This window comes from Vreelandella salicampi (assembly GCF_013415105.1).
In the GTDB taxonomy this organism is placed as follows: Bacteria; Pseudomonadota; Gammaproteobacteria; order Pseudomonadales; family Halomonadaceae; genus Vreelandella; species Vreelandella salicampi.
In genome coordinates this window covers 39,932-54,361 of record NZ_JACCDF010000016.1, presented here as the reverse complement: position 1 = coordinate 54,361, position 14,430 = coordinate 39,932, and the positions used below count along the sequence as shown (strand labels likewise).

Annotated in this window: 12 protein-coding genes; 4 read left to right on the top strand and 8 right to left on the bottom strand. The window is 56.2% G+C overall.

The features are described 5' to 3' along the window. The first annotated feature begins 252 nt into the window (after nt 1–252). Nucleotides 253–2,061 carry an NAD(P)/FAD-dependent oxidoreductase gene (locus tag HZS81_RS15695; protein WP_179931458.1) on the top strand — a complete coding sequence of 603 codons (1,809 nt, stop codon included), beginning with the start codon at nt 253–255 and terminating at the stop codon, nt 2,059–2,061. Nucleotides 2,062–2,078: 17 nt separating this feature from the next. After that, the gene (locus HZS81_RS15690; protein WP_277815008.1) at nt 2,079–3,143 is read left to right on the top strand and encodes a 2,3-butanediol dehydrogenase; all 1,065 of its coding nucleotides are present in this window, start codon (nt 2,079–2,081) and stop codon (nt 3,141–3,143) included. Nucleotides 3,144–3,507: 364 nt separating this feature from the next. Here HZS81_RS15690 and pepQ read toward each other — a convergent pair whose 3' ends face one another. From pepQ to HZS81_RS15650, 8 genes are all read right to left on the bottom strand, one after another. Further along, entirely contained in the window at nt 3,508–4,806 is a 1,299-nt protein-coding gene (gene pepQ / locus HZS81_RS15685; protein WP_179931457.1) for a Xaa-Pro dipeptidase, read from the bottom strand. Nucleotides 4,807–4,839: 33 nt separating this feature from the next. Beyond that, nucleotides 4,840–5,751: a LysR family transcriptional regulator gene (locus tag HZS81_RS15680; RefSeq protein WP_179931456.1), complete on the bottom strand. Its 912-nt coding sequence runs from the start codon at nt 5,749–5,751 to the stop codon at nt 4,840–4,842. Between the two features lie 34 nt (nt 5,752–5,785). Then, nucleotides 5,786–6,853 (bottom strand): ABC transporter ATP-binding protein, encoded by a 1,068-nt coding sequence (locus HZS81_RS15675; RefSeq protein WP_241697531.1) that lies wholly within the window; start codon nt 6,851–6,853, stop codon nt 5,786–5,788. Beyond that, nucleotides 6,850–7,881: an ABC transporter ATP-binding protein gene (locus HZS81_RS15670; protein ID WP_179931455.1), complete on the bottom strand. Its 1,032-nt coding sequence runs from the start codon at nt 7,879–7,881 to the stop codon at nt 6,850–6,852. The genes HZS81_RS15675 and HZS81_RS15670 overlap by 4 nt, the downstream gene beginning before the upstream one ends. Nucleotides 7,882–7,888: 7 nt before the next feature. Next, entirely contained in the window at nt 7,889–8,830 is a 942-nt protein-coding gene (locus HZS81_RS15665; RefSeq protein WP_179931454.1) for an ABC transporter permease, read from the bottom strand. After that, a complete protein-coding gene (locus HZS81_RS15660; protein WP_089706771.1) occupies nt 8,827–9,873 on the bottom strand; it encodes an ABC transporter permease in 1,047 nt (348 codons plus the stop codon). Before HZS81_RS15660 ends, HZS81_RS15665 begins: the two co-directional genes overlap by 4 nt. 98 nt (nt 9,874–9,971) lie before the next feature. Continuing rightward, the gene (locus tag HZS81_RS15655; RefSeq protein ID WP_179931453.1) at nt 9,972–11,564 is read right to left on the bottom strand and encodes an ABC transporter substrate-binding protein; all 1,593 of its coding nucleotides are present in this window, start codon (nt 11,562–11,564) and stop codon (nt 9,972–9,974) included. Nucleotides 11,565–11,772: 208 nt separating this feature from the next. Beyond that, nucleotides 11,773–12,165, bottom strand: coding sequence for a glutaredoxin family protein (locus HZS81_RS15650; RefSeq protein WP_179931452.1), 393 nt, complete (start codon nt 12,163–12,165; stop codon nt 11,773–11,775). Nucleotides 12,166–12,388: 223 nt separating this feature from the next. On the opposite strand from HZS81_RS15650, the gene mpl reads away from it, so the two are divergent. Beyond that, nucleotides 12,389–13,768 (top strand): UDP-N-acetylmuramate:L-alanyl-gamma-D-glutamyl-meso-diaminopimelate ligase, encoded by a 1,380-nt coding sequence (mpl, locus tag HZS81_RS15645; RefSeq protein ID WP_179931451.1) that lies wholly within the window; start codon nt 12,389–12,391, stop codon nt 13,766–13,768. Continuing rightward, entirely contained in the window at nt 13,768–14,427 is a 660-nt protein-coding gene (locus tag HZS81_RS15640; protein WP_179931496.1) for a flavin prenyltransferase UbiX, read from the top strand. The genes mpl and HZS81_RS15640 overlap by 1 nt, the downstream gene beginning before the upstream one ends. Nucleotides 14,428–14,430 lie beyond the last annotated feature (3 nt).

Here is a 14,430-nt window from a genome sequence, read left to right as displayed (position 1 = left end):
ATGCGCTTTCCCCTCAGAGTCAACGCGGCAAGCTTACGCCGTTAGTCGTGCGTTACACCTGTAACGCTTGAGTGTAAATAGCGTGACAGGTGTACGGTGCCTGCGTTGTCTTATTTCGCCTCCAACGCACCAATAATCCCCATACGTTTCAAATGCTTATTTCTTAATCTGATCCATTTGGCATGGCAGCTGCTTAGGCTTGAGAGCATCACAAGTCAATCCACAATAACAACCGCACATGGAGTTTCTGCTATGTCACAGACACAAACACCACAATCCGCTACAGCCACTGTTCAATCGTGGCTACATGACTTCGACACAGCACTGCAGGCACAAGATATTGAACGTGTGCTCACGTTGTTCGGTGACGAGTGCTACTGGCGCGACTTTCTTACCTTCACCTGGAATTTAAAAACCTGCGAAGGCAAAGATGAGATTCAGGCCATGCTGAATGCAACCCTGGCGAACACGTTGCCTTCAGGTTGGCAACTAGAAGGCGAAGCGACTCAGAACGGTGAAATTTGCGAGGCATGGCTTACTTTTCAAACAGCGGTGGCCAGCGGCAAAGGATATTTGCGCCTTAAAAAAGGTAAGTGCTGGACACTATTAACCACCATGCAAGAGTTGAACGACTACCCTGAGCAGTGTAATCACCATCGTCCTAAAGGGGCAGAGCACGGTGCCAACAAGCAGCGTGAAACATGGTTGGAATCTCGCGAGCACGAAGAAGCTGAGCTGGGTTACACCCGACAGCCTTACTGCGTGGTTATTGGTGGCGGCCAGGGCGGTATTGGCTTGGGCGCCCGGCTGAAGCAGATGGGGGTGCCGACGATTATTATCGAGCGCAACGAGCGCGCGGGGGATTCCTGGCGCAAGCGCTATAAGTCGCTCTGCTTGCACGATCCGGTTTGGTACGACCACCTGCCTTATATTCCCTTCCCGGAAAACTGGCCGGTGTTTACCCCAAAAGACAAACTGGGTGATTGGCTGGAGATGTACACAAAGGTGATGGAGCTCAATTATTGGAGTTCCACCGAGTGTCAGAATGCTAATTATGACGAGACCGCGGGTGAGTGGGTGGTTAACGTGAAGCGCAACGGTGAAGAGATCACGCTAAGGCCTAAGCAACTGGTGATGGCCACTGGGATGTCGGGTATGCCCAATATTCCAAGCTTCCCGGGGGCAGACAGCTTTGAAGGCGAGCAGCAGCACTCTAGCCAGCATCCTGGGCCAGATTCCTATAAAGGAAAAAAATGCGTCATTGTAGGGTCGAATAACTCGGCTCACGATATTGCCGCCGCGCTATGGGAGCACGACGCCGATGTGACCATGCTGCAGCGCTCGTCCACCCATATTGTGAAGTCTGATTCGCTCATGGAAGAGGTGCTTAGGCCGCTTTACTCGGAGGAGGCCTTAGAAAACGGTCTATCCCACGAAAAAGCTGACCTGATTTTTGCCTCGATCCCCTACAAGGTGCTGCCGGATTTTCAGCGCCCGGCCTTTGAGGCGATTAAGAAACGTGATGCGGAATTTTATCAGAAGCTTGAAGACGCGGGCTTTATGCTCGATTTCGGAGACGATGACTCCGGGCTGTTCTTGAAGTACCTGCGCCGGGGTTCGGGGTATTACATCGATGTGGGTGCCTGCGATTTAGTGGCCAATGGCGACATCAAGCTGCGCAGCGGTGTGGGGATTGAGCAGATTAATCCGAATTCCATCATGCTCACCGATGGCAGCGAGCTACCGGCGGATTTGATCGTCTATGCCACCGGCTATGGTTCGATGAACGGCTGGGCGGCGCGGCTTATCTCCCAAGAAGTGGCCGATAAAGTAGGCAAATGCTGGGGAATGGGCTCTGACACCACCAAAGACCCTGGCCCTTGGGAAGGCGAGCTGCGCAATATGTGGAAGCCCACCCAGCAAGAAGCATTGTGGTTCCACGGCGGCAACCTGCACCAGTCGCGCCACTACTCACGCTATTTAGCGCTGCAGTTAAAAGCACGCATGGAAGGGATCGATACCCCCGTGTATGGCCTGCAGCCGGTTCACCATACGTCTTAACAGGAAGGGCAACCAAAATGACTCAGTCAACAATGCAGGCAGCGGTGTGGTACGCGGCGAAAGATTTGCGTGTGGAGGAAGCCGCTGTGCCAGAAGTACGCGACTCTCACGAGGTCAAAGTGAAAGTCGTCGCGTGTGGTATTTGCGGCAGCGATTTGCACGAATACGCAGCTGGGCCGATTTTTATTCCGGTGGGGGCGCCGCACCCGATCAGCGGTGAACAGGCGCCCATCATTATGGGCCATGAGTTCGCCGGGGAAGTGGTGGATGTTGGCGATAAAGTAACGCGGGTTCAAGTCGGTGATCGTGTGGCAATCGAACCGATCTTATCGCCCAACAAAGATGGCGCCTACTTGATGGAGCGCTATAACCTTACCCCAGAACTTGGTTTTCACGGGCTATCCGGCGGTGGTGGGGGCTTTTCTGAGTTCACCGTGCTGGGTGAGCACATGGTGCACAAACTGCCGGATGCGCTTAGCTTCGAGCAGGGTGCGCTGGTTGAGCCTGCGGCGGTGGGTTTGCATGCGGTGCGCCAGAGCAGCTTAAAGGCCGGTGACAGCGCGGTGGTATTCGGTGCTGGCCCGATTGGTTTGATGACGATTGAAGCGCTAAAAGCGGCTGGCGCCGCGCAAATTTACGCCGTGGAAGTGTCGGACTCGCGTAAAGCTAAGGCCGAATCGTTAGGCGCTGTCGTTATTGATCCAAAGCAAGACGAGGCGGTTGAGAAGCTGCAGGCACTCAGCAGCGGCGGCGTCGACGTGGCGTTTGAAGTCACCGGCATCCCCGAGGTGCTTAATCAAGCGCTGCACAGCACCCATGCCGGCGGTGAAACGGTGGTGGTTAGCATCTGGGAAGGTGAAGCGAGCTTTCAGCCGAATGACCTGGTGATCAAAGAGCGCACCATGAAAGGCATCATCGCTTATCGCCATATCTATCCCGCCGTGATGGCGCTGATGGAGCAAGGTTATTTCCGCGTTGAAGACATGGTGACGCAGCGGATCCCACTGGCGGACATTGTTGACGATGGATTTGAAGCGCTACTCAACGATAAATCGCAAATCAAAATTATCGTAACCCCTTAACGCTTGCTTGCATCATCTTGCAACAAAGGGAAGTAAAATTGTTCGTTGTTGGTGCGTGTAAACCTATAAGAAAAAGGGATACAAAAAATATTCCACCATGTTTTCCTGTAACAATTTGATTTAATTGCATTTATTAAATTATGGCACGCTTGTCGCTAGGTATAGGGCAAAGGGCGATTGAAAAGAGCCATTCGCGACAGCAACTGACTCTCCCTTTATCGCCCACATCGCGACTTTTTGGTTAGCGATACACCGAGTGAGCTGGCGTGCTCCACCTGGGTCCCCTTCGGGGGACTTTTTTTATGTCTGATTGTTGATCAATTTCCATCTTAAGCGGCCGTTTGAGCGGTAAAATGGCTACCGTTTACGGCGTTAGGTTGTCGAAACCATCTAGCGTGATGGCGATATTGTCCTCAACGCGAATACCGCCGCAGGGCATGAGTTGATCGACCAGCGTCCAGTTAATGGGCAGGTCGGTGTTACGCAGCGGCGTGAGCAGCATCGGGATAAAATAGAGCCCCGGCTCAATGGTGACCACCATGCCCGGCGTTAGAGTGCGGGTTAACCGCAGCGCCGGGTGTTTTTCGGGTGCCGGGGCAGGCTCGCCGCTCGCCGTGCGCAACCCGGCTACATCGTGTACTTGTACCCCTAGTGAGTGACCTAGGCCATGGGGGCAAAACGCGCGGGTAACGCCTTCCGCGACGGCCGTTTCGCGTGAGCCGCGAAACAGACCGTGATCAATCAGTACCTCAGCCAGTTCGTGGTGCATTTTCTCATGCAGGGCGACAAAATCGACACCGGGCGCTAATTGCGCGATCAAGCGGTCTTTTACCGCATACATAGCGCTGATAAGCGTCTCGAACAGCGCAGGCGCATCCGGCCCTAAGTGGGTGCGGGTGATATCGGCGCTGTAACCGCGAAAACGCCGCCCCGCATCCACCAGTAGGCTGTAGCGCTTTGTGGGAGCACTGGTATCGTAGTGCTGGTAGTGCAAAACACCCGCGTGCTGGTTCATGCCGATGATATTGGCATAGGGTACGTGTGATTCGCGTTGACGGCTTGCGGCTAGGTAGGCGAGCTGAATATCCAGCTCGCAACAGGCGCCGGCAAAGGCAGCATGGGCGGCCTCATGGCCTGCCATCGCGAGGCGATTGGCTTCACGCAGGCAGGTGATTTCGTAGTCACTCTTGATCATGCGTAGCTCATCGAGCGCATGCGTGAGGGTTTCGGGGTTGGCTTGACCGTTGGGTAGCGCATCTTCGCATTCACGCAGCGTGGCCATATTACCGATGATCGCGGTGTTATCGTTCAGCGACGGCGTGAAGGCATCGGTACATAGTTGTATATCGAACTCGGCAACCCATGGCTCTTCGGGGAGCACGGTCGGCAAATGCCAGAAGTCGTTCGGGGCGTAGAGGTACAAAGTAGGGCGCTTATCGCGGTGGACGACGAGCCAGCTGTGCTCGGCTTCCACCAGCGGAACCCAATGCACAAAGTGACCAAATGCCTGAAAGTTAGGCATTTGGTCATCGCCGTAGTGGGGTGAGGCATGGCCGCTGTAGAGTGCAATACTGTCGTAATCGTACTGCGCCATGAGCGAGCGATAGGCGCTGAGCAAGTTGTCGATATGGGCTTTGTGCTGACGGTGGAGTGTTTCAGACATAATAAACCTTGAAAAAGAGTCGCTGACGAAATCTTAGCTGCGCGATGAGGGCAGCTCATTCCAGAATGTATCAAGCCCGGCATGGTGCTGGCTCGGGTGGCGATAGAGACGCAGTTCCAGCGGCACATCCCAGCGGCTATCACCGGCGCGCACCAGCGTACCGTTGGCGAGCTCGGCTTGCACCGTGCGTTCGGGCAGCCAGCTCATCCCGTAGCCCAGCGCAAGTAACTCTTTGATACTCACCGCATGAGAGATTTCACTCTGCACGGTCAGAAACGCGCTTTGCGACAAGCGCGCGAGATGCGTTTTTAACACCGTTCCTAACAGGCTGCGTTTAGGGTAAGCCAACCAGGGCAGCGGCGCTTGTCGTGAGCCCGGCAGTAGGGCGCTGGGCTCGCCGTTGGCGGTAAACGAGGTTACCGGTATGAGCCGCTCGTGGCCCACCACGCGGTAGAAACAGTTGCCGGTGTCGATATCCAGCTCGCAGCGCTCGCTCGGCCAATAGCACAGCGCGAGATCACACTCGGCCCTGGCTAGCGCCTGAAAATAGTCGCTCGCTACCCAGGTGGTCGCGCGCAAATAGGGCTGTAAGCGCGCTTGCCAGCCGCTTGTCGCTAGCCATTCAGGCAAAAAATGCGTCAAAAGGCTCTGCGGGGCGGCGAGCATGATGCGCCGCTGCTGCCCGGCATTGATCTCCCGCACGCGATCACGCGTTAAGCGCACCCGCTCGGTCACCTGCTCGCACAGTGTGAGAAACTCTTCCCCTGCGGGGGTGAGCGAGAGCGGCAGCGTTTGGCGGTTAATCAGCGTCACGCCCATTTCTTCTTCAAGCAGCTTAATGCGCCGCGAGAAAGTGGGTTGGGTAACGTGCTGTTCGTCAGCAGCGCGGGAGAAATGTCGGGTCCTGGCCAGGGCGATAAAGTCTTCTAGCCAGCGAATTTCCATGCCTTACCTCTCCATACAGGAAATAACAGCCGCCTCACAGGCGGCCTTCCTCGACAGCGTGGCACGCTACGCGTGTGCCGTCATCCTGGGTTTGCAGCACGGGAATTTCCTGTTTGCAGCGCGCGTTGGCGTAAGGGCAGCGGCCGTGGAAGACGCAGCCGCTGGGCAGGTTCACCGGTGTCGGGACTTCGCCTTCCAAACGGACGTGCTGCGGACGATCATCTTCCAAACGCGGAATCGCCGACATAAGCGCCTGCGTATAGGGGTGGCGCGGTTTGGAAAAGAGCGTAGCGGTGTTGGCGATCTCGCACACCGTGCCGAGATACATCACCGCGACCCGAGTACCGAAGTGCTCTACCACAGCCAGATCGTGGGTGATGAACAGGTAAGTGAGGTTCCGCTCCTGCTGCGCTTCCATCAAGAGGTTTAGCACCTGCGCCTGAATCGACACGTCCAGCGCCGAGATAGGTTCGTCGGCGACGATAAACTCAGGGTCAACCGCCAGCGCGCGGGCAATGGCGATGCGCTGGCGCTGGCCACCGGAGAATTCGTGGCCGAAGCGCTTGCCCCAGTCCGGGTCGATGCCTACTGAGTGCATCACTTCTTCAACCTTCGTGACGACTTTCTGGCGATCCCAATCGGGATGGTGTAAACGCAGCGGCTCTTCGAGTGTTTGCTGAATGGTCATGCGCGGGTTCAGCGACGCATACGGATTTTGAAAGATCATCTGCATGCGCTTGCGGTAGGCCAAAAGCGCACGCGAGTTAAGATTATCGATACGCTCGCCGTTGTAGCGGATTTCCCCTTCGGTGGGGGTGATTAGCCCCATGACGATGCGGGCGACGGTGGATTTGCCGCAGCCAGATTCGCCCACCACGCACAGCGCCTCGCCGCGATGGATGTCCAGATTCACCCCGTTGATCGCGTGGACGTACTCTTGGTGGCGCACCAACTTGCCGCCTTTGAAACGGAGCTGGTCAAGAAAATCCCCTGACAGCGAAAAACGCTTCTTCAAGCCGCGGATTTGCAAAAGCGACTCGGCGCTCTCTTCGTTTTGCGTCGGAGTGCGGTGATCCGTCATGGCCTCTGCCTGCACGTTCATGGGTTCGTCTCCTTCAGGCGGGCCTCATCATTGGCCTCTTTATCTAACAGTTCAGCCACCATGTGGCAGGCGACCTTGCAGTTGCCCGACGTGACAAACTCCGGCACTTGCTGAGTGCAGGCTGGGCGCTGGGTGCCATCGGCGCGTTTGATAAAGTCGCAGCGCGGATGAAAGGCGCAGCCGCTGGGCAGGTTAGACAGCGAAGGCATGCTGCCACGAATTTGGTTGAGTTTCTCACCCGGCGTGGCCATTTGTGGTAGCGCGTTGATCAGCCCTTGGGTATAGGGATGCTGGGGGTCGTTAATGATTTCACGCGTCGGTCCTTGTTCGATCACGCGCCCAGCGTACATCACCAGCATGCGCTGGGTGACCTGGCTCACGACGCCTAAATCGTGGGTGATTAAAATCAGCCCGACGTTGTACTTTTCGCAAAGCTCCAGCAATAACGCCATGATCTCGGCTTGAATGGTCACATCCAGCGCCGTGGTGGGCTCGTCGGCAATGATGATATCCGGGTCGAGCAGTAGCGCGATGGCGATAATGATGCGTTGACGCATGCCGCCAGAGAGTTCGTGTGGGTATTGATCCAAACGCGTTTCCGGCGAGGGGATCTGCACCTGACGCAGTTTATCCAGCGCGATGGCACGGGCCTCCTTGGAGGAGATGCGCCGGTGCGCTTTTAAACACTCAAGCATCTGCTCGCCGATGGAAAGCACCGGGTTCAGCGTCATCATCGGGTCTTGGAAAATCATCGAAATACGGTTGCCGCGTACTTTACGCAAGGCCCGTTCCGACATGCTGTTGAGTTGTTTGCCGTCAAAGCGAACCTCACCTCCGGCAATAAAGCCAGGCTTGGCAATCAGGTTCAGCAGTGAAAAGGCGGCAACGGACTTGCCCGCGCCGGATTCGCCGACGATGCCCAAGCGCTCGCCACGTTCAAGGGTAAAGTTCACGTCGCGCAGGGCATGCACTTCGCCCAGGCGCAGAGCAAAGCGGACATCGAGGTGGTTGACTTCTAGCAGTGCCATGGAATTTTCAGCCTTTGTAGAGTCGTGGGTTCATGACATCGCGCAGCCAATCGCCGAGTAGATTGATCGACAGCACCAGCACTATCAGCACCGCACCCGGGATCAGGGTGATCCACCAGGAGCCGGACTGGATGTAGTCAAACCCGGCTTTGATCAGCGAACCCAACGAAGGGTGAGTTTCCGGCATACCAAGGCCCAGAAACGACAGCGCCGCCTCGGAAATAATCGCATTGGCGATCTGAACGGTTGAGATCACGAAGATTGGCGATAGGGTGTTAGGCAATATGTGACGGAACATAATCCGCTTGCTGCGAAGCCCCATGACGCGGGCGGCATCGACGTATTCCTTGTTTTTCTCGGCGAGAACCGAGGCGCGCACGGTGCGGGCGTACTGCGGCCATTCAGCCAGGCCAATGATCAGTATCAAAAGCGGTACGGCATAGGCGCTGAACGTTTCACCACCAAAAATAGCCTTGACCAGTGCACCGACGATAATCGCGACCATCAGCGTCGAGAACGACAGCTGAATATCCGCGAGGCGCATCAGAAAAGCGTCAATACGCCCACCGAGATAGCCGGCAAGCAGGCCAAAACAAACACCGATCAGCGCCTGAAGTGCCACGGCGCCAAAGCCGATCATCAGCGATACGCGCGCACCGTACAAAATGGTCGAGAGCATATCGCGGCCCTGGGCGTCAGTGCCAAGCAAATACTCCGCATCGCTACCGTCGACCCAGAACGGCGGCAGCTCAGAGGACAAAATATCGATCTGCGCCAGGTCATAGGGGTTCATGGGCGACAGCCACGGCGCGAGAACCGCAACGGCTACCAACGCAATGAATACCATCAGGCTGATCTGAGCGACGATGTCGCGTTTGAAACTGTAAAGCAGATACGAATCACGAAAGCGTTCCCAGCGGCTGGGAAGCGCGGAAGAGGGTGCGTTCATGCGGGCTTTCCGGTTAGTTTGACGGTGGGATTAACCAGGCCATAAATCAGGTCGACAATCGTGTTGGTGATCACAAAGATCAGGCCCACGATCATGAGATAGGTCACGATTAGCGGAATATCAGAACGCTCGATGGCATCCAGGAACATAAGCCCCATGCCGGGCCACTGGAAAACGGTTTCGGTCAGGATGGTGTAAGCCACCAGCGTACCAATCTGCACCCCACCGACGGTAATGACCGGCAACATGGTGTTTTTCAAGGCGTGCAGAAAATAGATACGGCGCATGGAAATCCCTTTAGCGCGGGCAAACTTAACGTAGTCAGATTGCATCACCTCAAGCATTTCGGCGCGGATCAGGCGGATAAATAGCGGCAGCATGATCGAGGCCAGCGAAACGGCGGGGAGCACCAGGTAAGTCAATCCCTCTAGGCTTGCAAAGTTAGTCTCCCAGGTGCCAAACACCGGCACTGGGTTACCGCGGCCGTAGGCGGGCATGCCACCTTCGGTGGAGATCAGGTCGTTGAGCCAACTGCCCCAGGCGGTATCGACGGGAAAAGGTGTCCAACTGACGCCGATGGCGAACAGTTGAATCAGCATGATCGCGGTGAGAAACACCGGGATCGAGATGCCGACAATTGATATGCCCATAAAAAAGCGCGAAAGCCACGCGCGGGGCTTGATGGCGCTATAAACGCCAATCGGCACCGAGAGGGTGATAATCAAAAAGGTGGCTGCAGCCACAAGCTCTAGCGTTGCCGGTAAGTGACGCGCGATCACCTCGGTGGTGGGCTGGTTGAAAACGTACGAGTAGCCGAAATCAAACTGTGCCGCATTGATCGCAAAGCGCGCGTACTGCACCAGGAAGGGGTCGTTGAGCCCCAGCTCCTCACGCAGTTCGGCGCGTTCGCTCTCCGGGACCGACTGGCCGACCATCTGCTGAATCGGGTCGCCCAGGTTATCTTGTATAGCAAAGGCAATGATGCTGATGACAAACATCACCAGCAGCGCATGAAAGAGGCGCTTAACCAAAAAGGCGATCATTAGAACGGTTCCGTTATTAAAACAGGGAGCACTCGCCCCGAGGCGAGTCACCTCGGGGCGAGTCAGTCGAATGACACTGGGTTAACGCACTGGAGGCGTTATTTGGCGTCCATTACCAGGTCACCCAGGTAGGGAAAGTTCATCACGTTGACGACCGGCTCGATGTTGACGTGATTGGCCGACGCCCAGGCCAGATCTTGCCAGTGCAGCGGCAGAATCGCGGCTTCGTCATAAAGCGTCTGCTCGACTTCCTGTAGCATGGCGGCACGCTTGTCGCGATCAACCTCCACATTGGCCTCGGCTACGAGTTCATCAAGCGCTGGGTTGCAGTAGTTACCGGCGTTGTACTGCCCAGCGCCGGTATCCAGATCAACGCATGCGGTCAGGTACTCGTGGAAATTAGCGCTGTCTTCGGTATCGGCGTGCCAGCCAATCAGCATCATGTCCGCGGCACGGTCGTCGTACTCACCCCAGTACTGCGCTTTCGGCAGGGTGCTCAGATCCACGTCAACGTTGATACGAGCCAGCATCGCTGCAACGGCTTGAGCAATTTTGGCGTCGTTCACGTAGCGGTTGTTGGGCGCCATCATGGTGATGTCAAAGCCGTCGGCGTAGCCTGCTTCTGCCATCAGGGTCTGAGCGCGCTCTAGGTCGTGGCGAAGTTCAAGACTTTCGACATGGCCAGCGTAACCTTTCGGTGAAAACTGGGCTGCCGGCGTGGCGAAGCCTTTCATTAACCGGTCGGCAATCGCTTCCTGGTTAACGGCATAGGCAAACGCCTGACGCACACGCGGGTCTTTGAACGCTTCGACGCGATCCTGGTTCATGTGGAAGAAAATGATACGCGTACCCGACATCGTAACGAGCTTAGCGTCCTCGCTTTCGCGCACGCGTTCCAAATCATTGGGCGGTACCGGTGCGATAAAATCAACGTCGCCGGAAAGCAGCGCCGCCACGCGGGTAGCATTCTCGCTGATGGGCTTGAGGACGATGGTGTCGACGTTACCCGGCGATTCGGTGTCCCAATAGTTAGGGTTACGCTCGAACTCAGTACGCACGCCCTGCTGGCGATTAGCGACGGTATAAGGGCCAGTACCCGACACGTTGCGCGAGGCGAAGGAGTTGCCGTTTTTGACGATTTCATCTTTCGAATCACCGTCTTCGGCTTCACCCGAATAGTAAGCGCTATCCATAGGGAAAACGTAGGTGGCCAAATTCAGCAACAAGGGGTAGGGCTTTTTGGTTGTAATCTCTACCGTGTGATCGTCAACGGCGGTGACGTTTTCAATGGGGTCAAAAATGGCCTTGAAGTCAGGGCTGCGCTTGAGGCGCTCAATGGTCCAAACCACATCGTCGGCGGTGAAGGTGTTTCCGCTGTGAAACTTCACCCCTTCACGCAGCGACATACGCATGGTGGTGTCGTTGACTTGCTCCCAGTCAGAAGCTAGGCGCGGTTCGAACTCAAGAGCATCATTCCAGCGTACGAGCGGGTCGTGGGTCATGTGCGAAAGCTGCAGGATGCCGCCAGAGAGCTGCTCGTGAATATCCAACGAAACCGGGTCGGCGTCATACGCCATACGCAGGGTGTTTTCAGCCTGAGCGGCAGTTGACACGAAGGCTGTGCCGGCAAGCGTTGCCGCCATCGCTGAAGCGAGAAGGGTCTTTTTAAGCGTTAAAGTATGCTGAGCCATAGTCTTTCCTGTTGTGGTTTTGATGCGGCATCTTTCTTACACCTGTCATCAACAAGATAGGCTCCACCGCTGAAAGGCCACAATCGAAATAATGACAGGCTCTATCCATCTGCTCTATGAACCGGGTCAACGGGGGCTTTCAATCGGCGTAGGCTAGACCAAAGGCGAAAATAAGTGTGAGGCAAACGTCTGTTTTATGTCCGCTGTTTTAGGCTTGCCCAAAGCGGCGGTGAAGGTAGGCAATGATATCGTCAGATTCATACAGCCACTCGTCATGCCCGTCGTCGTGGGTGATTTTTAGGCAAGGGACTTTGACGCGGCCACCGCCTTCCTGCAATGCCTTTTTGTGCGCCGGGTCGAGTTGGGCATCACGCTTTTCAATCGTCAGCCCTAAGCGCGCCATTTCTTTGCGCACTTTGATGCAAAATGGGCAGGTGCGGAACTGATAAAGCGCTAACATTTCGCACGCTTTATCGACTTCGGCCTGGTCTTCGGAGGTGCGCTCAACGGATTGGGGGGTGGATAGCTTTTCGCTAACCAACATCACCGGCGCGAGAATCAGTCGAACACCGCGAAAAAAGTAGCGAATCAATATACGCATTGCGAGCTCCTAACGAGATAAAACGGGGGCGGGATTATTGAGATAGAGGCGAAGATAGTGAAAACGGTGTGGGCATCCTGCATTAACTGACCGGTTTTGTCACATCGGTAACGCGCCGGATGAGTCAAAGCCACCTCCGTGCTAGGCTTTGGCGCTGTTTTAATCCAATAGCACGGCCAGGTTTTGCCGTGTGTAATGAGACACTTAAAGAGGCGTGACGGCCATGCATCTGCATATTATCGGGATTTGCGGTACTTTTATGGGCAGCCTGGCACTTCTTGCCCGCGAGCTTGGCTATCGCGTCAGTGGCTCGGATGCCAACGTTTACCCGCCGATGAGCACGCAGCTAGAAGAGGCCGGCATTACCCTGCAAGAGGGCTATCGCGCCAAGAACCTAACGCCAGCGCCGGATGCGGTCGTGGTGGGCAATGCGCTTTCGCGCGGCAATGTGGAGGTTGAAGCACTTTTAAACAGCGGCTTGCCGTATACCTCCGGCGCGCAGTGGCTCGCCGAGCACGTGCTGCCGGGGCGCAAGGTTATCGCGGTGGCGGGTACCCACGGCAAAACCACCACCGCGAGCCTTTTAGCGTGGCTTTTGCAAAGCGCAGGGCTAAAACCCGGGTTTTTGATTGGCGGTGTGCCACGCAATTTTGGTGTTTCTGCCCGCCTTGGCGACAGCCATTCGCCCTTTGTGGTGGAAGCGGATGAATATGACACAGCGTTTTTCGATAAGCGCTCTAAGTTCGTGCATTACCGCCCGCAGATCGCGGTGTTAAATAATTTGGAGTTTGATCACGCCGATATTTTCCCAGATTTGGCGGCGATTGAGCGCCAGTTTCACCACCTTGTACGCACAGTGCCAAGCCAGGGGCAAGTATTAGTGGCAGACGATCAGCCCGCGCTTGAACGGGTGCTGAAACAAGGCGTGTGGACGCCGGTTGCGCATTTTGGTGGCGAGCCCAGTAGTGCATGGCAGCTGGTGTTGGAGCGTGAAGACGCGAGCCGTTTTCAAGTGATCAGGCGCAGCGATAGCGGCGAAGAAGATGCCGTGGTGGACTGGTCGCTTACCGGTGAGTATAACGCCCGCAATGCGTTGGGGGCGCTGGCCGCCGCTTCAGCCTGCGGGGCTGATCTTGCCCGCAGCTGCGCCGCGCTATCACGGTTTGAAAACCCCAAACGGCGCCAGGAGGTACGCGGGGAAATCAACGGCATTCAGGTGATCGATGACTTTGCCCATCATCCGACGGCGATTGCCGCGACGTTGCAGGGTCTTAGGGCCGCGACACCGAAAGGACGCTTGCTGGCCGTTATTGAGCCACGCTCCAATACCATGCGTCTGGGAACGATGCATGAACGCTTGACTGAAAGCGTGGCGCAGGCCGATGCGGTGTTTTGGTTCCAGCCGCCCTCGGTTGCGTGGTCGATGGAGGCGCTTGTGGCGGACCAGGCGCATTCGACCCTGTTTGATGACATTGACGCGCTGGTCAGCGCAGTGGTTATGCAAGCGTCACCCCAGGATCGTATCGTAGTGATGTCCAACGGAAGCTTTGAAGGGGTTCATGAGCGCTTGTTAAACGCATTAGCGGCCCAGGAGCAAGCATGATGGACAATGCTAAAACCTCATCGTTTAAGCCACCGGTTACCGTGGCGCTTACCGGTGCTTCGGGTGCTCAGTATGGTCTAAGGCTGATCGATGTGTTGGTGTCCGCAGGGCACGAAGTCTGGGTGATGATATCCAAAGCCGCCCACATGGTGATTGCTACCGAAACGGAGGTGACATTGCCTGCCCAGCCCGATCGACTGGCGGCGGCGCTGAGTGAGCGAAGCGGAGCAGCGGCGGGGCAGATACGCTGTTTTGGGCGTGAAGACTGGATGGCTCCCGTGGCCTCCGGGTCGGGGGCTGCTTCCGCCATGGTGATCTGCCCATGCTCAACGGGGACATTGTCTGCCGTGGCGACGGGCGCTAGCAACAACCTTATCGAGCGGGCTGCAGACGTGGCGATTAAGGAGCGGCGCACGCTCGTTATGGTTCCTCGGGAAAGTCCCTTTTCAGCGATCCACTTGGAACATATGTTGACGCTGAGCCGGCTTGGGACGGTGATCCTACCGGCAGCACCAGGCTTTTATCATCGCCCCCAAAGCATCGATGACTTAATTGACTTTGTGGTGGCGCGTATACTCAATCAACTTCGCATTGATCACCAGTTGATGCCTCGCTGGGGTGAAGATCAATCGCCTGCCTCCAAAACCAAGGATGGATAGCCA